At 39.5% G+C, this 21,602-nt stretch carries 22 protein-coding genes; 4 read left to right on the top strand and 18 right to left on the bottom strand.

Annotated features, from left to right (window positions below):
• Positions 1 to 4: 4 nt before the first annotated feature.
• Positions 5 to 5,179, bottom strand: a complete 5,175-nt coding sequence (locus HBL79_RS02305; protein WP_035688190.1) for an LPD3 domain-containing protein — start codon at positions 5,177 to 5,179, stop codon at positions 5 to 7.
• 150 nt (positions 5,180 to 5,329) lie between these two features.
• Here HBL79_RS02305 and HBL79_RS02300 point away from each other — a divergent pair, with 150 nt between their 5' ends.
• From HBL79_RS02300 to HBL79_RS02285, 4 genes are read left to right on the top strand one after another with little or no spacing between them, the layout of a single operon-like run.
• Positions 5,330 to 6,196 (top strand): hypothetical protein, encoded by an 867-nt coding sequence (locus HBL79_RS02300; protein ID WP_051128108.1) that lies wholly within the window; start codon positions 5,330 to 5,332, stop codon positions 6,194 to 6,196.
• A gap of 2 nt (positions 6,197 to 6,198) precedes the next feature.
• Positions 6,199 to 6,936, top strand: coding sequence for a hypothetical protein (locus tag HBL79_RS02295; protein WP_035688192.1), 738 nt, complete (start codon positions 6,199 to 6,201; stop codon positions 6,934 to 6,936).
• The gene (locus HBL79_RS02290; RefSeq protein ID WP_035688194.1) at positions 6,936 to 7,403 is read left to right on the top strand and encodes a hypothetical protein; all 468 of its coding nucleotides are present in this window, start codon (positions 6,936 to 6,938) and stop codon (positions 7,401 to 7,403) included. Before HBL79_RS02295 ends, HBL79_RS02290 begins: the two co-directional genes overlap by 1 nt.
• A 9-nt stretch (positions 7,404 to 7,412) precedes the next feature.
• Positions 7,413 to 7,895, top strand: a complete 483-nt coding sequence (locus HBL79_RS02285; RefSeq protein WP_035688197.1) for a hypothetical protein — start codon at positions 7,413 to 7,415, stop codon at positions 7,893 to 7,895.
• Positions 7,896 to 7,931: 36 nt separating this feature from the next.
• On the opposite strand, the gene HBL79_RS02280 is transcribed toward HBL79_RS02285, so the two are convergent.
• The 17 genes from HBL79_RS02280 to HBL79_RS02200 form a co-directional block, all read right to left on the bottom strand.
• Positions 7,932 to 8,366: a hypothetical protein gene (locus HBL79_RS02280; RefSeq protein ID WP_035688200.1), complete on the bottom strand. Its 435-nt coding sequence runs from the start codon at positions 8,364 to 8,366 to the stop codon at positions 7,932 to 7,934.
• Positions 8,367 to 8,375: 9 nt separating this feature from the next.
• On the bottom strand, positions 8,376 to 9,983 hold the full coding sequence (locus HBL79_RS02275) for a hypothetical protein (RefSeq protein ID WP_051128109.1): 1,608 nt from the start codon (positions 9,981 to 9,983) through the stop codon (positions 8,376 to 8,378).
• Between the two features lie 143 nt (positions 9,984 to 10,126).
• On the bottom strand, positions 10,127 to 10,597 hold the full coding sequence (locus HBL79_RS02270) for a defense against restriction DarA-related protein (protein ID WP_035688204.1): 471 nt from the start codon (positions 10,595 to 10,597) through the stop codon (positions 10,127 to 10,129).
• The gene (lysC, locus tag HBL79_RS02265) at positions 10,594 to 10,812 is read right to left on the bottom strand and encodes an Rz1-like lysis system protein LysC (RefSeq protein WP_226537699.1); all 219 of its coding nucleotides are present in this window, start codon (positions 10,810 to 10,812) and stop codon (positions 10,594 to 10,596) included. Before lysC ends, HBL79_RS02270 begins: the two co-directional genes overlap by 4 nt.
• Positions 10,778 to 11,143 (bottom strand): DUF2570 family protein, encoded by a 366-nt coding sequence (locus tag HBL79_RS02260; protein WP_223810411.1) that lies wholly within the window; start codon positions 11,141 to 11,143, stop codon positions 10,778 to 10,780. The genes lysC and HBL79_RS02260 overlap by 35 nt, the downstream gene beginning before the upstream one ends.
• Positions 11,100 to 11,513, bottom strand: a complete 414-nt coding sequence (locus HBL79_RS02255; protein WP_035688213.1) for a M15 family metallopeptidase — start codon at positions 11,511 to 11,513, stop codon at positions 11,100 to 11,102. Before HBL79_RS02255 ends, HBL79_RS02260 begins: the two co-directional genes overlap by 44 nt.
• A complete protein-coding gene (locus tag HBL79_RS02250; protein ID WP_017807437.1) occupies positions 11,506 to 11,847 on the bottom strand; it encodes a phage holin, lambda family in 342 nt (113 codons plus the stop codon). The genes HBL79_RS02255 and HBL79_RS02250 overlap by 8 nt, the downstream gene beginning before the upstream one ends.
• Before the next feature lie 167 nt (positions 11,848 to 12,014).
• Entirely contained in the window at positions 12,015 to 12,818 is an 804-nt protein-coding gene (locus HBL79_RS02245) for a hypothetical protein (RefSeq protein WP_035688220.1), read from the bottom strand.
• Entirely contained in the window at positions 12,815 to 13,723 is a 909-nt protein-coding gene (locus tag HBL79_RS02240) for a hypothetical protein (RefSeq protein ID WP_017807434.1), read from the bottom strand. Before HBL79_RS02240 ends, HBL79_RS02245 begins: the two co-directional genes overlap by 4 nt.
• A 110-nt stretch (positions 13,724 to 13,833) precedes the next feature.
• Positions 13,834 to 14,106 carry a hypothetical protein gene (locus HBL79_RS12350; protein ID WP_035696072.1) on the bottom strand — a complete coding sequence of 91 codons (273 nt, stop codon included), beginning with the start codon at positions 14,104 to 14,106 and terminating at the stop codon, positions 13,834 to 13,836.
• Positions 14,084 to 14,722, bottom strand: a complete 639-nt coding sequence (locus HBL79_RS12345) for a DUF4376 domain-containing protein (protein ID WP_046097309.1) — start codon at positions 14,720 to 14,722, stop codon at positions 14,084 to 14,086. Before HBL79_RS12345 ends, HBL79_RS12350 begins: the two co-directional genes overlap by 23 nt.
• 15 nt (positions 14,723 to 14,737) lie before the next feature.
• On the bottom strand, positions 14,738 to 17,347 hold the full coding sequence (locus tag HBL79_RS02225; protein ID WP_052716807.1) for a tail fiber protein: 2,610 nt from the start codon (positions 17,345 to 17,347) through the stop codon (positions 14,738 to 14,740).
• Between the two features lie 72 nt (positions 17,348 to 17,419).
• Positions 17,420 to 17,746 carry a hypothetical protein gene (locus HBL79_RS02220; protein ID WP_026138624.1) on the bottom strand — a complete coding sequence of 109 codons (327 nt, stop codon included), beginning with the start codon at positions 17,744 to 17,746 and terminating at the stop codon, positions 17,420 to 17,422.
• A gap of 13 nt (positions 17,747 to 17,759) precedes the next feature.
• Positions 17,760 to 18,425, bottom strand: a complete 666-nt coding sequence (locus HBL79_RS02215) for a hypothetical protein (RefSeq protein ID WP_035689181.1) — start codon at positions 18,423 to 18,425, stop codon at positions 17,760 to 17,762.
• 2 nt (positions 18,426 to 18,427) lie between these two features.
• A complete protein-coding gene (locus tag HBL79_RS02210) occupies positions 18,428 to 19,891 on the bottom strand; it encodes a hypothetical protein (RefSeq protein ID WP_017807431.1) in 1,464 nt (487 codons plus the stop codon).
• Positions 19,892 to 19,901: 10 nt separating this feature from the next.
• Complete coding sequence (locus tag HBL79_RS02205; RefSeq protein WP_017807430.1) at positions 19,902 to 20,192, bottom strand: hypothetical protein; 291 nt, start codon at positions 20,190 to 20,192, stop codon at positions 19,902 to 19,904.
• Between the two features lie 308 nt (positions 20,193 to 20,500).
• Positions 20,501 to 21,400 carry a phage antirepressor N-terminal domain-containing protein gene (locus HBL79_RS02200; RefSeq protein WP_082082237.1) on the bottom strand — a complete coding sequence of 300 codons (900 nt, stop codon included), beginning with the start codon at positions 21,398 to 21,400 and terminating at the stop codon, positions 20,501 to 20,503.
• Positions 21,401 to 21,602: the final 202 nt, after the last annotated feature.

Here is a 21,602-nt window from a genome sequence, read left to right as displayed (position 1 = left end):
CCCCTTATGCCTGTCTTGCTTTTTCAGTCATTTTGGAAACATAAGCATTTGCAGCCTGCTGAACTAACTCAATATTAGAGCTTTGCAAGCGACTTGCAATCTCTGATAATTTTGCGTTAAAAGTAGCATCAAATACATTCACATTCCCCTCAATCACATCTTGCAAAAACTGGATATCAGCTTGTTTTTGTGCATTCTCTTCTACATTATTTTCCATTGAGCTTCCCTCTTCGGCTTCTAATTGATCTAAGTCAATAAGGTTACCATTTTTATCACGAATTTCTAAGATCGTGAGCGTTGCTAATGGTTCGTCTTCTTGTGAATCATCTAAAATAGCGGTATTATTGTGCAAACCACCTTCAGCATAATTAAAGTTCCCCGCTTGCGTATTGTTACGTCCAAGACTCTGGAATGCGTTATCTAAGGTGGTTTTATAGACTGCTGATGAATAAGCAATTAACTCTTCAAATGCCTCTAATTCCCCATTTTCTTTTTCTCCAGCCTTAGCAACAGCAAGTACTTTCATTCCATCAATGTCAAGCCATTTGTCATAACGGTGGAAAGCAACAAAATCTTTTCTTGGTTTCGTAAGTTCTTCTCTATCCTGAGCATTTCCTGTTGTAAATACTTCGACAATTTTCGATACGGCAATAGCATTTAATTTCCCTTTTCTGCCATCACTAACTAGATGCTTAACACTTTGCTTACTGTTAAATCTGACTTCTTTGCCATCCACCGTTCTAATTGTTTTACCCTGTAAGTTCGCTTTTAACCATTTTTCAACTGCTGTGCTGAGTGCTTTACGGCTTGCATTCTCTGGTAGCACTAATTCGGGTAAATTCTCTTCTACGTTATTTTCTATTGCGTTTCCCTGTTCAGCTCCTAATCGATCTAAGTCAATTAAATTCCCATATTTATCGCGAATTTCAAGAATTTCCACTAAATAATCAGCGATTTCTTCTTGTGTTTCATCTAAAAATAGCGTACCTTTATTATCAGCGATGGCATAGCCCCCCGAAGGTCTTTCACCATTTGGTGATGTAAGTACTGGGGGTGCGCCATCGCTGTTACTTTCCGCATTATCTAATAACTTATGCGTATAACCGATTAGTTTACCTGTTACTTCAAGTTCCCCATTCTCTTTTTCGCCTGCTTTGGTTTGTAGCAATAACTTCATTCCGTCAATTTCAACCTGTTTTTGGTAAACGTGAAAGGCAATGAACTTATCTTTTCTCTCTTTGTAAGTCTCTTCTCTTCCTACAAATATGCCCTGTGAAAAAACCTCCGCTATTTTAGTTAAGGCTTTCGTTTCTAGCTCGCCTACCTGTGCGTTAAAAGAAAAATGTTCCACACTTTGATCACGGTTAAAATGGACAATTTTCCCATCACTGGTTTTAATGCGTTTACCTTGCAAATGTGCTTTTAAATAATCTTGAGCGATCGCATTTAACGTTTCACGATTGGCATTCTCAGGCAAGACTAACTCAGGCAAGGTTTCCCCAACAGCATTGCTTTGCTCTGACTCCACCGTTGTCTCTTGATCTTCTTTATTAGCATTAATTTCCAAAATATCCGTACCAGAGCTAAGAGTTATTTCTGGCAATGTCCCTTTCACATAAGCTCGGAAATAATTTTCTACCCCCTCTTTTAATTCAGTCAAACTATCAAAAGTCATTTCTTTTGGTTCACCAGATGACCATTGAATATAGGCTCTATATTTTAGCGTTTCTAAATTTTGCGACACATAAAAGAAATAGGTTTTACTCCGCCCCTTTGTAGCAAAATATGTTCCACTAATATAGCCTTTTTCCTTACGTAATGGGCGATAATGTTTTTCTTCTTGAATTAACTCCTCGGCCAGTTGGATCGCATCGGTAACACTTTTTGCGTTTTCATTAGCACCAGATACTTTAGCTTGTCCACCATTGTTTTCTTTGGCATCAGTAACATAGCCCTTTTGTGGCGAAACATTGACCCAATAGCTTTTTTTGCCATCACTGTACCAATTGGCAGTAATATGAATGTTGTAAGGCTCAGCAGTTTTATGCACAGAATAAGTACAAGATCTTCCCTCAACCGAAAATGGCTCTAGCGTATATCCTGCTTGTTTAAATTGTTCGATTTCTTCATCACGCCCAGGTAAGAAAGGTCTATAGCCCTCGCCTTTATAGAGTAAAGAGGTGTGAAGTAAAACAGGTTCAGATTGAATGTTTTCTGGTTGAGCATTGCTGTTTTCAGGCTCTACTTCCTCATCTTCATCTTTCAATTCAACCCAATTGCCGTTTTCGTCTTTATACTCAACGAAAAGATTAAGCACATAGCCATCATCATCGACACCATCTAATGCTGGCTGGGATTGTGAGACACTTAAGGCTTCTTTGATTGAGGCAATATGTTCACGTTCAAGCTCTGCTTGGGCGATATTCCCCTCTTGCTCGTTAATTGGCAAATTATTTTCAAGGACGCTTAATGCTGCTTCAAGCTGATCTTGTGCAAGTTGTGTCGCGTCAATAACCAATCCGTCATCAAGGGTTGCGGCATAGTTTAATGCAATCATTAAGTTAGCTTGTTGCGTATCATCAAGTAAAAGTGGATTGAGGCTATTTTTCACTTGCTTACCATTTAGAATGGCGGTATTATCAGGCTGTAGCTCAGATTGAGCTTGGATTAGGCGACTCTCACCGTATTTGCTCGGCAAGTTTGTCGCCTTTTCTACATCAATACCATCTAGAATAGCGATATTATCAAGCAGTAGCTCAGATGATTGAGCTTGGTAAAGGTTGGAAACAGAGGATTTGTTAGCCTCGTACGATCCAACCTTTTTCATTTCTATGCTATCCATAATTGCATCGAAACCGTCTTTACTATTGCATTCTCCCTCTAAGTTTTCTATACTGTTTCCAGTTGCACTTTTTGCATTGAATGTCCCTGGAATTGTGTTCAGGAAGGGTTCTATGCTATCAAGTGCAACTTTATTTTTCTCAAGCGTTAAATCATAATGAAGTAATCCATTAGTGTCCTCTTCAATTACGACATTAATTTTTAATGGTCTATTATCAACCAAAACGTGATTTTCTAAATGAAAATATCTTAATACATTAGGCTTTTTATCGCTTTTAAAATTATCTTGGATATAGTCCTTGCTGCCTTTAGCCGTTTTGATAATCTCTTCAAGTTGTGCTAATGCTTTTAATTTTAGAGGGTTGGCTGAGTTTGCTAACGTTTTCTTAATACCTCGCTTGCGGATCTCAATATCTCTATCTAAAAATAGGTTTTTAACCCACTTTCCTTTTAAAGTTTCAGTTAAATGTTCTAACACTTTACTCCGTAATGCCTTTTTGCCCTCTTCCGTCTCAGTGTCAAACTCGCCAAATTCTTTGCCTGAAATCACTATAGGTTGATCTTCTTGTAATTTATCCTCTGTTTTTTCTACTTGTACACTTCCCTCTTCCTCCTCAATCACATCGCCTTTTTCATCTAAAAGAATGATATTGATCATATATTCTTCTTGAGCTTCATCTAGAATAATGTTATTGTTTTCTCTAGCAAAAGCCGTTATGGTTGATTGATCTTTCTCTGGATAGGTATCAGAGCCGATATCAATATTATCCATAATGGCTTTTGATTTTCTTGGTAAAATGAAGTCATAATGCAATAGCCCTTTTTCATCTTGCTCAATCAACACGTCAAAATTCACGTTTTCGCCAGCAATATTTACGCTATTTGCAAAACGATAATAGCCTTTTACATTACGCTTTTTCCCCTTTTTCGTGTTTTCTTCCCAAGCTGCTATACCATTCTTAGGTTTTGCTGTTGCAATAACCTGTTCTATAACAGCCGCAATTTGCAATTTTTTAGGATTAGCAGACCACGCGATAAGCTCGTTAATTCCACGTTGTCTAATTTCAATATCTTGATCTAACGCTTTATTTCTAATCCATTTTCCTTTTAAGTTATTTTCTAAGTACTCACGCACTGCCATTCTAAACTTAGTCTTCCCCTCTTCGCTCTCCGTATCAAACTCGCCAAATTCTTTGCCTGAAATCGCTATAGGTTGTTCTTTATCTTCTTCCTTGTCACTTTCCACTTGACTTAAACGCAATGCTTTTAATGCCTTATCAACAGGTTCATTAATCATTTCTGCGATTGCCTCAGGGGTATCAGTTAATTCATCGGTGTAGCTAAGGTTTAATTCAGGAATTGAATAAGTTACGCCGATCATATTTGTGCCTGATTTTGAATAATGATAGGTTTCGGTTAAAACGTACCCCTCTTTACTTAATTCTTTGTAACTCTCACCTTTCCACCCCTTATCTCTCAACATATTGCGAACAGCAACCACTCGGGCTTGGTAAATATTATCTAACTCATCTTCGCGGTCTGATAAACGATCTAAGGCTTTTAATTCAGCGTAAAGCGAAGCGTTAAGTTCGCTATCCATTAAGCGTTCATCTTCAAGGAGCTGGTCCACCTCTTCTTGTGCCTTCAAATATTGAAGTTCATCAATTTTTTTCAATTTCTGAGCAAGAATTTTTTCCTTTTCCGCAACACGCGTACGCAACGCATTGACACGTTCAAGGCGTTCTTTGCGATTTTTATTTTGGCGAGCAAAGGCAGCAGAATTTTTAGCGGCAATTTTCATAATGCGTAATGCCACTTGACGCACATCAATATCCTTACCTTTTTCTGGGGCAACTACAATCGTAATATCTTTTTTGTTTAGCAACCATTTGAAAGAAATCACCTCATCTTGTGGGGTAATTTTTTTCGGGGTTGTATCGGGATTATGAAAATAGATAGAAACGGTTTGCCCATCAGAGAGTTCAAATAAAGCGACTACATTTGCCGTGCCTAATCGCATAAACGGATCGGAGATTTGATAACCTACCACAGTAAGCGGTACTGTTTTCCCTTCACTATCTTTTACATCAACGCCTGATCGGGACATCACACGTTGCATAATATTCATTTTTGCTGTCAATTTGGCATATTGTGCAATAATTGCATCCATAATCAGTGCATTACTTGGTTCTGTTCCATCAAGAACATCATCCATTGTGCAAGGCTCATACATCAGCCCTGCTTTCATATCATCGTTTCGTAATGCGTCAAATAATTGCTCAACAGTGGTATTTACTGGGTTTTGTTGGTTATCCCAAAAAGTCAGATTAAGTGCCATATCAAATTATCCTTTTGTGAAAATAATAGGCACAGCATACGCACTTACTTTAAAGCGATGATTGCAATTTTCCTATTAGGAAAAATACCGCACTTTTTCTCACTGTATTTTTCATAATACGGGTATATATCTCAATAAAAAGGAAATGCAATGACAAAGATGGTAACACCGATCATTCGGTACAACTTAAAAGAACGTATGCGTCGTTTTAACGGTACGGTAAGAAATTTTAATATTCCCAAATTGGTTGAAAATATTAACTCCCCCGCAATGCAAGAGCGGGTAAAACTTGGGGATTTACACGGTTATTATGGACATTGGCCACGTACAAAATTTGGGGCTGAGCCGAAAGAAGGCGGGGTAATTGATGGCAAGGTCATCAATCTTGAACCTTGCTTTCGTACGGTTTATTTAAAAGCCTATGAAGATGGCACAATTGAACATCAAGCAGAATTTTTTGATAATGATCCGGGTCGTAAAGCCTATGCTCAATCACAAGAAAAGAGCGGTGGTTTTTCGAGTGTTATTTTAGGTCGTGATCATTCTTTTCACGGTTTTGATTATGTCTTATTCCCGAATTATTCAGCGAATCGCCCTTATTCTGTAATGCTTGACTCGGCAGACGAAAATGTTGAGCAAGTCGTGCTTGTTCTTGATGAAATAGAAACCAGCACGGGGATCGCTCCAGAGTTACAAGCAGACTATATAGACTATCTACTAGACAGTATAGACCAACTCAAAAAGGATAAGCTGCAGCTACTTACTGAGAATAAACAGCTTGCTGATACTCTTGCAGAAACGCTTAATCATAATGATTTACTCACTGATGACGTGCTTTTTTTGCAACAGAAATTAGTTCGACAAAAAGAAAACGAAAAATTTAATCCGATCGACCTTGATGACGCAATTTCTCAAGCTAACCACTTTAAAACGGCTAAAATTGAAACGGTTGAAACCGAAGAACCCAAAGCGATCACCGAATCAATGAAGCGGTTTAATCAAGTTTGGGGATTTTAACAATGGCAACGCGTGCAATTAAAGAAGCTGCGGCCCATTTTATGCAACGGTTTTTTCAGCAACTTGTCGCCAATGGTAATCAAGCCATTGCCCACTTTATCACCCGCCCTGATAATAAAAAAATGGCAATTGTACCGGGCCGCCTTGTTGATCAAGTAGAAGAAGCATTAAACAAATGGCGAGAAAAAGCCGCAAATGGAACACGCAGCCCGCTACCGATCTTTTTAATGGGCTTCGCTAAGGATTATAGCTCCACGGGCTTAGAAAAAGGGCGTAGTGTGGCACTGCCAAAATACACTGTATGCGATGATCAAGGTAACTTTTTTTATCTTCGTTTAGATAAACACGATCAGCGTGTTCAAATCGTCCTTTTTGCTCCCGATCACGAAACCGCCTTTTCACTTGCTAGCCAGTTTAAATTGTATTGTGGCGATTATGGCAATCGGCATTTATTCTCTATCAACCATTACAATGACTTGAACTACGGCTTTCCAATGCAATTAGAAGATAGCCAGATCTTTGGGGCTTCTCAACAAATTGCAGATCAAGATAATTTGACCGTTTTAGTTTTTGATCTCACCTTTAATTGCAATACTCCTTACTTTTTAGGCGATAAGGTTAATCGCACCCCTTATCTACCAACAGTTCAAGCAGTAGTATTGCAAGAACAGCAAATTAAAACTCGACAAATGTTTTTTCATAATTTAGAAGGTACATCTATTTCGGAGTTATTAGACTAATGTTATTACAAGCAAACATCGGGGGATTTCAGGGGCGACCTGCAACGGTTCTCGCTGTACTAGATGAAAATGAACAGCGTCTCTATATCGATCGTGCTATTGCACTGAGAGAAGAACGAGCAAAAAACGAACTCGGTGAAATGGCAGGCTTAATCACCAATCAACCTCAGAAAGATTTTGATTATTCGTTTTCTGAAAAAGACTTCCGCCAAGCCTTTCAGGATTTTCGTTTCTATCACAATAGTAGTCGGCTTACCTTTGGACAGTTAGCCAAACAAGCCATTCCCGCTGTAGAAATTGACAAAATTACAGAAAATGGCACAAATTTTGCCATTTATGGCGAGATAACCAATGAACAATTTGCCGTAATCGCATTATGTTTCTTCGCCCAAAAAACGACGCAGATGCAAGATTCATTGAATGCCTTTGAGCATTACTCAGATTTCAATGAATGGATTACCATTTAAGGAGGAGCGATGGCACAAACTCAAGTTCATCAACAGCTACACAATATAGCAAGACAGGTTACACTTAATCACCCCAATGCGTTCGATGCAACCTGCTTTCAAAAAATCTATTTATCTGCCAATGGAAAAAATCAAATTGGGGCGTTTGATGTTCTAGGCGGAGAAGATGTATCAGAAATTGATTTTAAACATCTTGGTATGGCAAAAGTCTTATTTGTCGAGCCGTGGCAAGCCTCAAAAATTCTTGCTGACGGTGAAAATGCGAATGATACCCGCATTAAAATAATGGCAATGATTGAACCAGATATTGAGGGAGAATTTACCCTTGATAAAGGGGATATTTTTTATATCCAAATAGATCAATCGCTAGGGCTTGCCTATGAAGTTGTTGGCATTGAATTACCTATTGGGCTTCCTACTGCAATGAATGCGAAACGCTATCTACTGAATAAACGTGATGATTTGGATTACATTGAAGACTTGCCAAAATGATTAAAAAGTGCGGTCATTTTCTACCGCACTTTTTTCTTAGCTAAATTGTTGCTCAAATTCTATATCATAAAGCGAATAGAAACTCCCATCTTCCCAGATCGCAAAATCACGATTTCCTTGAAAATAATTCGCATTATAGTAGTCTTTAAATTCCCAAGCTGCCATTAATGTTGCTAATTCATCAATCTGTAATGTAGCGGGATTTTTGACCGTATAAGCATCACGCAATAGAATTTCTGTTTCCCCCTCATAGCCAACAAATCCTTTAGCGTGCATAATCGCTTTTACTGACCACCAATAAGGCCCAAATTTAAGGTAATTCAGCGGCAATTTCTTGATAAAACGATCGGTGATAGCATAAATTTCTTTATGATAATCGAGATTGGGAGAATGCTGTAAAAAATGGTGTTTGGCATCATTAAATAAATCAATTAAATACTCATATTCAAGAAAAAATTCTGTCGCTTTCATAAGGTGTCCTTAATAATCGTTCTGTTGAGATTGTGAAGATATGATAGCTTTTGCATAAAGCTCCGCTTCATCTTGATCTAACAACATCTGTTTTGTCATAAATAGCACCATCTCTTTTTCACTAAATCCGAGATTTTTTGTTTGCTCTAGGGTCTGAGAGATCAGCCCCGCACTGCCTATCGCATTAGCTCGCGTTTGCTGGCGTTCTGATTCAAAGGCTGAAATTGAGCCATAGTAATTAATTTGGAATGGACGATTTGTGTTATTCCAGCATTTACCGTATTTATATAGCATATGTTTATCAATCAAATCGATAAAAAAATCAGCCATCGCAGCTCGAATAACTCGGCTAGACTCTGCAATTTGTGCCGACATTCTGAAAAATCCGCCATCACCTAATCCGCCAGACAACTGATCAGCAAAACCTAGCATAGACAAATCAATTCCTAATGTTCCCGCCAATAAACGTGCGTGAAGCATAATATCCTCTATTGAGACTGAGCCTTGACGACGAGAGCCCATTCCTTCGCCCTGTGTAACGACTTGCTTCTCTTCGTGGGTAAATAATACGTGGCGAATGCGGCCATATTGTGGCTCACCTTGCATTGCTTTATCTGCAAGGAGTTTAGATTTAAGCAGCGTTTGCTTAACATTTTGTGCAAGTTTTATTTGCTGTTCTCGTGTACCCCCGCTCATATTCACCATAATAAAACTTTCATCAATGGCATCGACTAAACGCTGTCCGACAAGGGAAGCAAGAGAAATATAGAAATCGGTAAAAGGTTTTTCCGCAGTGAATAATAACGATCCGCCAATCATAGCGGGAACTATCGGCAATCGGTCAGGGTTATCTTCAGCAATATTATATTTATAGGATTTTGACAACATTCCCGCCTGCGGAACAGTAACAAATCTCGCCATTGCCATTCTAGCTATTTGTAAAGTCGTTAGTCTGGTCAAATGATGTCGTGTTGATCCCGCTAAAAATCCTACGGTTCGCCCGCCTTGTTCATAAGGCAAAATCAACGTAGGGTGAACCATTTCATCAGTTACTAACCCGACAAGCCCTTTGCCTTTCTCATAATAGGTTCTTGCATAACCATCACCAAAAGCCAACGCGTTGTAGGCAACAGAAAAGGCGTGCTTGTTAAACATTTCAGATAAATCAGAACGCACCTCCTCCAAAACTTTTTTATCCACTTCTGAAGCATTTGCGGCATCTTCAATAAAAACAACATCACCACTGGTTTCGTGTCCGCCCAATGCAGCTGTAACGTGCGTTTTAAGTGCTATCGAAATAACGGGATCTTTTTCCATTAATCGCCATTGCTGGTAAATTGCCGAACGAGAACGAGGCGGAGCATTACTTGTTCCCATCAATCCTGCAATAGTTAATCCACTTAAATCATCACCATAAGGCAACTCATAGGTTGAAGCCCATTGCTGACTTTGACTAATCTCTTTTTCTTCAGGAAAAAGTAAACGATGTCTATCATCATCTAATAAGCGAGAGATTGAATTCGGTTTCGCGACAAGTGCGGTACTCTTTTCCGCTTGTTTTTCACCCAATCCAAACATACTTTTAAAAAAAGGCTTTTTTTTCAAAGGAAGTTCCATTCTCTTATGCCGTTCAAAATTTTTCATAATGACATTTTGGAAGAAGTTAAGCTTAAATTTGTGGCAATTTTCCTAATAGGAAAAAATTTCAATGAAAAAGTAAAATAATAAACGGCAATATCACTTATCGCCGTTTATTTAACTTATTTCGCTTGAAGTTCGTTTAAGGTTTTGTCTGCATTTGCAATTAACTCATCTAACTCTTGTTCTCGCTGAGTTAATGTTGCTTCCTCACTGGTAATCGTTGATTTAATTTTAGGCGGCAAAGCAACTTTTGTTCTCGCTAATTTTTTCTGGAAATCTAAACGTCCTTTATCCAATTTAGCGATAATTTCTTGTATTGCTTGATCAATATTTTGTTGGTTCTTAATAGGCATTTCTTTGCCATTGATTTTCACCTTAAAAATATCGCCTGTTTGTTTAATTTGAAAAATGACTTGCTGTGAATCAGCGAACCCTAACGCCAATTCTTTATAAGAAATCCCACTTGTACGTTTAATCGCTGACAACTCACTTGAAGCTACTTCAATTCCCGCTTTGGTGAAATACTTAATCACCTCTTTCGTGCTTTTGTCATCTTTACCATTCATTTTTTCGAAATCAAAAACAATCACTTTTTATCTCCTTCAATTTGTTTTCCCCACTCAATTATCCCGTTTAGACGGCTTGCACAAATCTCACGTTCTTTCTGCACCACTCGCAAATAAATAATCGCCTCACCATAGGTTGAACCACTGAATGCCGTTTGCGGGCAAGGGATTAAATAAATGCTCGGCGGCAGGCGATATTCCGTTTCAGTTTTTGTGCTGCAACCGCTTAATAACATCATCAGGCAAAGGCTCGCGACTACAATCTTGCCCTTTAATCCTTTTATAAATAACGCGAATATCTTCATCGGCTTTTTCTCGCTGCACTTGTTCAAGTGCGGTCTGTTTTTGTGTCGTTTTTCGTTCATCTTCGAGCTGTTTTGTCTTTTCCGCTAGGTGATGATTAAGTTGCTGTATGGTTTGGGCTTGCATTTGATTTTTGGCACTTAAGCTACTTATCCTCTGCGACTGATACCAAACCCAACCACACAAGCCCAAAATCACGCATAACCACAACAGCGAGGAATATTTACGGATAAACGGCACGATGTAATTCAAAATGCGGGCCATCATAAAAACGTTCATCTTCACTTTTCCCATTACCGTTCCAATCTCCACCCCAGCGAATAGTGACATTTAATTCTTTGGCCGCTCGAAACATTGCCTTCGCAATTTCCTTAAATTTATCCCGTTCTGACCAAGGGATTTTTCCTTCAACCAGCGGGGCTAAATCCACCGCGTGACCGGTTAAATGACGGCTATTCATTGTCTTAGTTGCCCCTTGCTTAAAGAGTTGGGCTTGGCGTTCTTTTGTTCTCACCCCTTCAATCACCGCAAAATCAACAGTGCTATATTCAAGGGCTTTGTTTACTACGAGAATTAAATCTGAATGCACTCCCGAGAGTCGCTTTTTACTCATTGTTGATAGTTTAAAATTACTCATTTTTTATACCAGCTTTACTTTTAAAAAAACCTAGTAAAAGTTGCCTTACCGCACTCGTTCCAGCCAACCCTATCGCAGCTCCAGCAGGCGTTATTAAAGAAATATCAAAATGAAAGTGCATTAATACTGGTTGCATAACCCCAGCAATTAAACTACATAACAGTGCTTCTGCTGTCACACGTCTTGGACTATCTGTCTTACCATATAAAAAAGCCTTAAGTAATGATGCAAAAAATGCAACCACTACCGCACAGATAAGATGATTATGATTAGATAAATGAAATGTAATAAATGTCCAAATTTGATTCCATACATCCGGATTTTTTTCTGGCATAATTCTACAACCTTGTTTTGGCTATTGTTTTTAATAATGCTTCAAATTTTCGCTGCTCATTTTCCTTATAGCGTTTAAACTCCGCACCTTCAAATAAAGACTTCGTATCGCTTATGGTACTATTTGCAGCTTGTTTAAAGCTCCAGTGATACTCTAAAACAAGTGAATTAACCATCTTGGTCAAATTTTCCGAATAATTGTTTCGCTGGATCACTGATTGAGTCAGTAGAGCGAAATCGGGCAGGAAGTAATTCAACTTCCTCTCCTTTTTTATTAGTGGCTATAGGATAAGATGGTTGAATAATTACTCCTTGATTATCAAGATTAATATCAAAAAGATGAGTAATTGATTTCATCCCTTTATAAATAAACATCATTAGCAAAGAGCAAAAAGCACTTTCAGGTAAACGTCTTAATCGCTCAACCCGAGACTCTAGCCAATCACCATAATTTATTGCATTCAGATAAGGGGATACAACCTCCTCCTCTTTGCGAAAAAATTGGGCTGCCATCGTATAAAGAAACCAGTCCGCACGATTTGGCGTTTTATCTGCCATAAAGAGACGTTCTTCAATGACATCAAGCATAGCTCCTGTTAATGGTTGAATAAACCAAAGGTCTTCATCATCTGGAATCTGACCAATTTCAACCTGATCTAATTTATATTGTTTTTCAACTTGCAAATAATTCGTGTAATGCCCATTACCAACATTAAAATCTGGTACATCTGACACGCTAGATAAATAAGTTGCCTCAATAAAAATGCGTTCTTGTGCCGTCAAGTGATCAATTGATAGCTCTGAATAGCCTTTATGCCAAGTAAGTTCTTTGATAGCAAATCGAAGAAATGCAGAGCGTGTAGTCTCAAGTAAATGAGTAGGAATATTAAGCAGCTCTTGTATATCTGCTATAGTTAACTCTTGTAATGTGAAAGTAAAACGTGCTGTGCGTACAGGTTGAAAATAAATCATTTTTTCCCTCCATAAATCCTCTGAATGTCTGCCTTATCCCAAGCGGTCAATGATGATATAGTCAGCGAAACTTCAGCTTTAGCATAACTACCATCAGAAGTGGTTGGAGATGTTATAGGATCACTAATCATTTCTATCACCAGTGGCTTATAAATACGACCTTTATATTCCATTGCAATAAGCCTAGGTGCTTTTGATGGCATTAATACATCAAGCCATTTCCCCTCACCTGATATCGCCTGCATCACATTTACCAATGCACCATCTGGCGACAGTTCTTGTGGCATAGCCCACTTAATAAGCGTTTTAATAGGATCCATAACTTCTGACTTTGGATCGCTATATGCTCGAAATAAAAGCTTCATCGTACATTTAACTGGTGGCATTCCAGCAAACGTTTGGGTAGAGTTAAGCTTTGTTATTCCAGTTCTCCCTTCAAGACTTTTAAGCGCGCCCTGTATTGCACCTTGATTTTGGGTAGGATTCTCGCTATTTGCCCCTCCAACACCAACGGAACGCGTAAACTGACCAAAAAAGTCTGATAATAGCCCACTCTGTAACATTGCACTGATAGCTGGAGCTTTAGCTTCTGTTCCCATTTGTTCAAAAGGTGATTGCCAATTAAGTTGATATTCCATTTCCGCACCATCAAGAATCGGTGCGTATACCGCCAACTCATCAGGGTCCTTGACATATCTACGATCTTTACCTTCCCCTACAGAATTTACTGGGTAAAATCTTGCTATTAAATGATTATTTAACCCTTGCCAATCTGAGCCTAAACCAGGGTTCAAAGAAGTTAATGCCTTATCAAAAGTTCCTTTCAGGAATTCATTCGTTTTATCTACAGCATCAGAAATAAATTGTTTTGTACTATCAAAAATCCCCATAGCATCTAAACTCATAATGTGTCTTTTACGTAAAATATGCTACGGAACAAAAAATCGAACAGTGCAATTTTCCTATAATGACAATATTCAAAAAAATGACCGCACTTTATGCGGTCAATGAAAAATCACTTTATAGCGGTAAAATCCTCCGGATATTGCCGCCGTTTCACCTCGCTTTCATAGGCGGTTTTGCAATGGTCTTTGTCGAAAAACAGCCCATTCACCAGCCGAAACCAAAACCGCCAGCGGGCTTTGGGTTTGCTCTCTAACACGGCTCGGCGGTAACAACGGCTGGAAAAGGTTTCATCTGCCCCACCGCCCGTTAAGGCGTTGCAAAGTTGGTCGAGGGCAATCAAAACGTGATAGCCCCAAGTTTTAAATGGATTTTTCTTGCTCATTTTGGTATTCCTCATAGGTTTGCGACCAGCCGATTGACCAGTCATACTCAAGCGGATTTTCCGCTTGTTCTAACAAAATTTTGTGCATATAGGCGTTTTCAAACATTTTTTCTTTGAGCGTTTTCGCCGCGTTCCACACCGCTTTGAATTTACCAAAATCTAACGGTTGAGCGGTGTTATCCGCACAAATCAGGGTGAAAATACGTGGCTCGCCGTTTTCTTCCGTTTTGCCGTTTAAGTCAAAATCCGCTTTGATTTCTACCAAGGTGGCACGCCCTTTTTCATCTGTATCCACCCATTTGCCGATTTCTGGCACATACACGCCGCCATCAACACAGTTATCTCGTTTGGCATTAATTTTTGACCGCACTTGATTTCGCTGCTCGCTGAGCCGTTCCCCTTGTCTTGCCTCATCCATCACCCATTTTCCCCCTTGCAATCGGTGATATGGGCTTGGTTGTGGCTCAATCAAAACGGGATAGCCCCGCTCATCGGGGATAATCTGTTTTCCCTCACTTTGCCCTTCAAGTAAAGTGCGGTAGGTTTCTTCGCTGATTTCTATAGCACCTTCAGGTGCTGTGCCGTGATAAAAGCCTGATTTAAAATAAATCGTCATAAATTCCCCTTAATGTTAAGTTAATAAGCCAGCTTCTCTAAAATAACTTTCCAGTTCCTCTAATACTTCTGGTGCAAGTACAGTCTCTCTGCTTCTGCGGCTCGTTTTCCATCTACCGATTGCCAAAAACTGAATTCGCATCGCTCCTTGATTAATGGTTCTGTGTTCATACTCATAATAAAAACACTGTGATTTGTTAGATTTAGTTAAAATATTTATACCGAAACTGTGAGGGGTATTAACCGAAGTGGTTAGTGATGCGAAAATTAATGGTATATCAATGAAGGCTTCAGGCCACATAAAGGATTTCTCTCGCGTACCCACAATATCATTTTGATTAAAACAATAGGTCTGAATCATTGTCCCATCGGGGTACTTCATCACTTCGAACCCACCTATGACGGATTTATTTGAAATTGATCTTGCAATAGACTCTTTTATCAATAGCTTTAAATCCGTTATCTCACTTGCGGTATGCGTATGCGAAATGTCCGCTTTTTCTGCCCGCACTTGTTGGATATCTTGAGCCAAACGGCCCACCTCAAGCTCACCCGCATTGCTCACATTGCCAAAGGCTTTAATCCAAAACTGCACCCCATCGAGCGTGTTTTGTGCTTTAATGCAGAGTTTGAGAACAAGGGATTTCGGGCGCGTTTCTTCCGCAGTTCGTGTATCTTTATCCGTACCATCCTTCGTAGAAGCAAGGTAGGTTTTTGCCCTTACCCCATCGGCGACTGCCGTGTTGTTCGCCTGCACCCTGCCTTGTTGTGCAGACTTAAACGAACCTGGCTCCACATCGGTGGTATCACCATCACGAATGACGAGAGTGATATCTTTCTCGGCTTGATAATCGCCCCCTGCTTCGGTAGGAATATAGTGAAAGTGGTCTTGAAGGGTATCTTCTTGCACCTCACCCACCGCAAGCAATGCCCCCGCGTTACGAATAAAGCGGTCTTTCGCTTTCGGCACGGCGGAAAGGCTGCCATATTTCGCCACAAGGTGGCGATACAGTTCGGGATAAGCCTGTTCACTCACCTGCTCTTCAATGTCATCAAAGGCAATCCAGCCCGCCGGAATGTTATCTGTGGGAAAATACGCCGTCATTCCCACATCAGAGCGGCGTAAATCAGGCAGTTTGTTGTTATTGCCTAACGTGCGGTATAAATCGGGGTAAGTGCTACTACCAAAAGTTGAGCCATCGCATCGCAAAAATCCGTGCGGATTTTGCACCGCACTTGGAAATGCCACGACCGCGCCGACAGGAATGATGCTTTGGATTTTCTCGTCGACCCAACCCCGATACGCTACAACCTCATTTTTAGTAAGCTGCGGAAATGCTAAACAGCGTTGCTCGCCACTTGCAGAGCGATAGACATAATTAAATCTTGGGTCGGTTGCTGAGGCAGGATTGACGTCCCACTGCCAATAGCCACCATCGGGTAGGGTGGCACGGATGCGCCCCCAACGATTGTTAGCAATATTAATAAGACCTGTTGCGGTTATATCTGGTGCGGCAATATTACCCGTAAATGTCCCACCAAGCTCGGTCATAATGCGCTTTTGACCAAGGTGATTGCCATTGGCATCAAAGGCTGTCGTAAATATATCCCAAGCAATATTGCCCGTTGAGCTACCATAGCTAAAGCAAATCCCTCTAGCGTGAGCATTGGTGCTGTAGCTTGGGTGGGTAATGTGCATCATCAACCCATTGAGTGGGAGATTATTAAGTCTAGCGCCGTTTGGACGATAAAACCCGCTGTAGGTATAGCCATTAGCCTTGGTATAGTCGATGGTTTTCAAAAATGCCTCGCCACCAACCTTATCTAGCTTGATGTCGTTAAGGTCATACACTGCCTTACTGGTCGCCACGGTGTCGCTACTTGCCAAATTAATTGCATTAGATTTTTTGCTGTTGGGGATATAGTTACTCAGATTGCGGGTTAAGGCATCAATCAGCCCTTTCAACGTTTTCCCCGCTTTGGCGGTGAGCCCTAGGGTTTCTGCTTCGCTATCGGTGGCGTTGGTGAGTTGCACAATGCCCGCTTGGCTTGTGCTTGCTTTGTCGATTTCGTGGCTGTGGCCCGTTTCCTCCACGGCGTTTTGGCTAGTGGCGGTGAGAGTTTTTGGGGTATATTGAGGGTGTGGATTATCTTCATTTTCGTGCTGATTTATGAGCTGAATAAGTTTATCTTGATCTTGCATTATTTGCACATCAATACGTTCAACAGGCATTGCTTCCAAGGCAAGCGAAAATGAAATTGTTGTCTCCACTTTATCAGAGATAAAAATTAACCCTTCGCCTTTTATTTCATCCGAAGAATAAACAGCGATAAGCGTATTATTTGCCCAAAAACCAATTTCATTACACCAAAAACCTTCATCTTGTTCTGCTTTTATAACAAAACGCATCTGGATTGTTTTCTCATCTAATCTTACAGCGGATGCAATACCTACACGCAATCTCTCTTGTTTTAGGGAAGTTTCTTCTCCCGTTGGTCGATATTTTTCCGTACCAAATGCCGCGTGTGTAATAGTCAGCGATAAATGCTGATTATTATTCATCGTAGCGAGTTTTAATCCTGCCTTAGTTATTGTTGGGGGGCTATTGATTTGATTTACAGCCATCACATATCCTTAACGATAAAAATCTGTGAGGCTAGTATAAAAAGATAGATATATTTAATACTTGTTTTTTTCCTAAATCACCGTTTTATAAAATTCTCTTTTTTCTTGGTTATTTTCATATCCAGCACGAGATTTTATTTCTTTAAGCTGTTTTTCAGTAGGCAGAACAAGAATCTGTTCATTAAGTGGCTCATCAAAAGAACCAAGCCCAGCGGCTGCCATAATAGTAAGAAACTCATTTCGTCGCCCATACACCCGTAGGCTTACCAAAGTAAGATCGTGCTTTTCATCAAATTTTGTTTCATAACGAATTGCTGGTTCCCATTTTTTAGTTCTGATCGAAAAATCACGAACAAGTTGTACAAACCTATTACAAGCCATAGAATGACTTTCTATCATAAATCCCCCTGCCTTAAATAATTGGTAATCGGCACTTGCCTTTAAATGAGGCAAAATTAAACCCAGAAAATCCCGTTCCAATAACAACTTTTGAAGGCTTGTTTTTATTTCCTAGTTCTTTTTTTACAGTCAGTCCAACAACAAATCTAGCTCCTATAATTGATTGAATTGTAGATACATACTGCAGTATTTGTTGCCCATCTTCGCTTATATCGGTGATTGAAATTTTTATCCTAGATGTAAGCCAATGAGGGGTGTTTTTTCTACGAACTCCTTCGGCATTTACAAGCGATGTTGTATATGGTTTATCTGTTTCCTGCCACAATTGCTCAATAGTGAAGCCATCTGGATAAAGCATTTGTAAATAAGTACGCAGAAAATGAAAACCTCTTTTAGGGTTTTTAACTCGCCAAGCCTTAAAAAGATAACGAAGTCTATCAATATCGCCATCAGCACGCATTAGACTTAGCCCATCATTTAACGCAAATTTCGTTAATAATGCACTTTGAGCCAAATAAGGCGATCCATAATGTAATAAGTCCCTTTGTCTATGCCATAGCATTTTCTTAAAAACCCTAAGAAAAACATTTTTCCAAGCTAGTTCAATTTCCTCTGTCATTTCTGAGGCCACAAATGGATAAATAGGCGTGACCTCTTTTGCTCCTGTCTGATTTACCATAATTACTCCACTGTATTATATCCACCGCCCCACACGCTACTTTCATACCCATTAGACGTTAAATTAATTGTGATTGACTCTTTATCTAGGTATCGAAATACTTCGGGAGCGGAATTCACTCCATTAGATATTGATACATTTAAATCACTTCTTTTGTCCGCAAGTGCTGGAATTGCCTGCTCTATCAAACTAAATACTTCTTTATTTTTTACAACAACCTTCCCTTGCTTGGTTGAAAAAGCATTTTTGCCATATTCTTGTAACAAAAGATCAATGATTTGAGCTTTAACTTGTAATACATCATAAGCTCTTGCAATGATTGCATTAACGGTAATATGAATTTTTTCTGTAATTGGTTCAACGAACTTTGTCTTATAGGAGTCATCAGCTTCCGCAATGACTTGTGATATTTGTCGCTTGATAGATTCTTTACTTTCAACTGAATTATCGGGTAAAGCAAAAGAGTAAAATAGCGTATTAACATTATTAATGTCAGCCCCTCGTATTTTTTCTTCTATCTGTTCATTCCATACGGCTAGAAATGCCAAATGATTAAAGTTTTTACGAAGTAATTTATCAAACTCACCGAGAAATACAGCATTATCATCATAAGTCGAAGGATAATTACACAAGTTTCTTAATGTTGCTATGTCAATAGGATTTTTCCCCGCCCGTTTTAATGCTTTCATTTCTAAATTAATCTCGTTTTCCTCATTAGCTTGAATATATTGAAATGAAAATGTACTTCCAAGCTCAGGCTGAATGTCGCCAAAACATTGTCCGCACTCTATCGTTATAACATCATTAATCGAGGGTTGAAATCCCACAACGGAGGTTTCACCAAACTTGACATATAAACGTTTATATTCATCTGACTCAATATGAAAAACCTTTTCTCCCGCATCAACACCATTAAATTTAAAACAGGGGTCAAATACCTCACCATTGACTTTCACTTGAATAGTAGATATATAACTACCATCCTTTGGCTCTTCAACCTCAATAGCATAAAATGGATAGGACTCGCTCATAGTATGAGAGTGTTTAACAAATTGTAATTGGGTTGCCATAATTTCTCCCTCACCATTATTTTGCGTTGAAGCTGGTAATGTAACAGGGCTGTCAATTCGATACATACGTCCGCTTGCGTCAAATAAATAACGACCCGCTTCAATCCTAACAGGCGTATTGCCATTATTAATGGCTTTAATCTGAACAATCGCGGGCTTTGCAGTAAAGATTAATCCTTTCAAGGCGGCATCTGCCAATACGGTTGCGTCTCTTGATTTCAAAAAAGGCTCTTGCATTGCGACTTCAAGTTGCTGGCTATACATAGCAAGCATTTGAGCGATTGCCCCTTGCATTTGTAAAAATCTCGGATCGCCCGCGTGATACAAGGCGGCAGTCAGCTCGTTTTTTAACGCCTCTTCTTTCACCGCTTCAAGGAAGTCTTCTTTGGTGTACATTGTTCAATCCTCACATAATATCTAACACAATATTGCCAATCTCTAAGATAAAGTGCATTTTATCTGGACTCACAGGCACAGAATAAATGTTCACCGCATCAGGAGGGAGCATATCCAAAACGGGAACATCTCGACGCAATTTAGCAATCACTTCATCAGCCGCCCCCATTGTAAGCGGAGCGAATAACAGGGCGTGTTTATCAAAACCATAATCAGACCCTAAATAGCTATTCACAGGTGTTGCCAACCAATGCCGCACCATTTTTTCAACATCACTTTGTGTAATTTTTGCTGTTTCCATAATGACAATGAACCTCATCAAATTAATGCTATTATCGGGGTTTACTTTCCTTGACTTCGCTAAATTTTCCTAATAAAAAACCGCACAACAAAGTGCGGTCGTTTTTTTCTTACTTTTTCACCAATAAATCTGTTGTTATTCCACAATAATGCCCGTTGCAGTCTGAGCTTAAATCTAATTCGTACGCACACCACAACAAGCCAATAATCATTACAATCTTGAACATAATTTCACCTTTTTACTGAATTTGAGGTAAGTAAAACCGCCACACGGTTCACGGGGAAGTGCGGTCGGTTTTGGTTAGGTTTTTAACGTAAGTAATTTACGGTTTTTGTGGGGCTTTGCTCTGTTCTTGGGCTGTTAAAAATCAAGTTTTCGATTTCTTGCTGTATTTTTTTATCTTTAAGCGATTGGGTGTGCTTGGCGATAAAGCTTTCTAGCGTTTGTGCAAGTCGATTGCTAGCAGTACCAAGGTTGAAAGCGGTTTTGTAGTTTTTATGGCTTTCCAAGTCGGAAAATAGCTCCTCTAAACGCTCCCAAGCGGCAACAGAATGATTGATGTAATTCATTGCTTTAGCTAGCATATAGAAATTTTCCATATCTAACGCAAGGCTATTGGGTGGCAATTCTTGCATTGGGTGCATTGAAGCAATGTAAATCATCACATCACGATGATCTTTGCGTTTGATTTGCTCATATTTCGCCACCGCAAATTTATTTTTCACTCTTGCCCAGATTTCGCCATAACTCATTTTTGTGCGTTGATGGGTTGCAGCAACGGCGTTTTGAATAAGGCGTTGTTCTTCGGGGGTGATGGTGTCGTTTTCATTTATTGATAAAACTTTTTCTGCCTTGCCTTTATTCCAATAATCAAACAATGCTTGATAACATTCTCTTTTGTAGGTGATCAAGGTTTCTCTGATTTCAGGTTTCACCCGTTTTACATCAATGCCAAATAGCCAGCCGTTGAGGTATTGGATTGGAAGGCATAATGTTTGTTGTTCAGCACCTTGTGAAGGTATGGTTATAATGACCATACCTTGAGAAAGAACTTCATCGCGTTTAATTCTTGCATATTGAGCTTTCCAGTCCAGACCAATATTTTCACAAATTGGCTTCATTGCGACATAATGAACGTTGTTTTGCTCAAATGTAGTTAAAGTGCGGTCGTAAAATTGGATTGTTTGGAGTTGAGTTTGAATTGACATAATAGCCTCTGTAATTTTCGAAATTTTGCTAGCCAATTTAAGGTGTTCTTATAACACGAATACCTTTTGAAATTGGTGATCGAGCGGTTCGAAAGCCTACAGCAGGCTGGAGTTATTTCCCTTGCGGGTATTGTATTCCTCGCCCACTCGATCATAGATTAAAATTACCATTTTTGTCCAAACTTGGCTGAGAAAAGGAGAA

The sequence above is a fragment of the Avibacterium paragallinarum genome (assembly GCF_011765605.1).
Lineage (GTDB): Bacteria > Pseudomonadota > Gammaproteobacteria > Enterobacterales > Pasteurellaceae > Avibacterium > Avibacterium paragallinarum.
Note: the sequence above shows the minus strand (reverse complement) of the source record. Positions and strands in the feature narration are given on the sequence as shown.

Coding starts and splice junctions, on each gene's coding strand:
- HBL79_RS02200 (WP_082082237.1), bottom strand. CDS start 21,400: ATGTCAATTCAAACTCAACTCCAAACAATCCAATTTTACGACCGCACT.
- HBL79_RS02250 (WP_017807437.1), bottom strand. CDS start 11,847: ATGCCAGAAAAAAATCCGGATGTATGGAATCAAATTTGGACATTTATT.
- HBL79_RS02285 (WP_035688197.1), top strand. CDS start 7,413: ATGGCACAAACTCAAGTTCATCAACAGCTACACAATATAGCAAGACAG.
- HBL79_RS02255 (WP_035688213.1), bottom strand. CDS start 11,513: ATGAGTAATTTTAAACTATCAACAATGAGTAAAAAGCGACTCTCGGGA.
- HBL79_RS02225 (WP_052716807.1), bottom strand. CDS start 17,347: ATGGCTGTAAATCAAATCAATAGCCCCCCAACAATAACTAAGGCAGGA.
- HBL79_RS02305 (WP_035688190.1), bottom strand. CDS start 5,179: ATGGCACTTAATCTGACTTTTTGGGATAACCAACAAAACCCAGTAAAT.
- HBL79_RS02295 (WP_035688192.1), top strand. CDS start 6,199: ATGGCAACGCGTGCAATTAAAGAAGCTGCGGCCCATTTTATGCAACGG.
- HBL79_RS02210 (WP_017807431.1), bottom strand. CDS start 19,891: ATGTACACCAAAGAAGACTTCCTTGAAGCGGTGAAAGAAGAGGCGTTA.
- HBL79_RS02260 (WP_223810411.1), bottom strand. CDS start 11,143: ATGATGGCCCGCATTTTGAATTACATCGTGCCGTTTATCCGTAAATAT.
- lysC (WP_226537699.1), bottom strand. CDS start 10,812: ATGATGTTATTAAGCGGTTGCAGCACAAAAACTGAAACGGAATATCGC.
- HBL79_RS02220 (WP_026138624.1), bottom strand. CDS start 17,746: ATGATAGAAAGTCATTCTATGGCTTGTAATAGGTTTGTACAACTTGTT.
- HBL79_RS02280 (WP_035688200.1), bottom strand. CDS start 8,366: ATGAAAGCGACAGAATTTTTTCTTGAATATGAGTATTTAATTGATTTA.
- HBL79_RS02245 (WP_035688220.1), bottom strand. CDS start 12,818: ATGATTTATTTTCAACCTGTACGCACAGCACGTTTTACTTTCACATTA.
- HBL79_RS12345 (WP_046097309.1), bottom strand. CDS start 14,722: ATGACGATTTATTTTAAATCAGGCTTTTATCACGGCACAGCACCTGAA.
- HBL79_RS02215 (WP_035689181.1), bottom strand. CDS start 18,425: ATGGTAAATCAGACAGGAGCAAAAGAGGTCACGCCTATTTATCCATTT.
- HBL79_RS02290 (WP_035688194.1), top strand. CDS start 6,936: ATGTTATTACAAGCAAACATCGGGGGATTTCAGGGGCGACCTGCAACG.
- HBL79_RS12350 (WP_035696072.1), bottom strand. CDS start 14,106: ATGAGCAAGAAAAATCCATTTAAAACTTGGGGCTATCACGTTTTGATT.
- HBL79_RS02275 (WP_051128109.1), bottom strand. CDS start 9,983: ATGGAACTTCCTTTGAAAAAAAAGCCTTTTTTTAAAAGTATGTTTGGA.
- HBL79_RS02205 (WP_017807430.1), bottom strand. CDS start 20,192: ATGGAAACAGCAAAAATTACACAAAGTGATGTTGAAAAAATGGTGCGG.
- HBL79_RS02300 (WP_051128108.1), top strand. CDS start 5,330: ATGACAAAGATGGTAACACCGATCATTCGGTACAACTTAAAAGAACGT.
- HBL79_RS02240 (WP_017807434.1), bottom strand. CDS start 13,723: ATGAGTTTAGATGCTATGGGGATTTTTGATAGTACAAAACAATTTATT.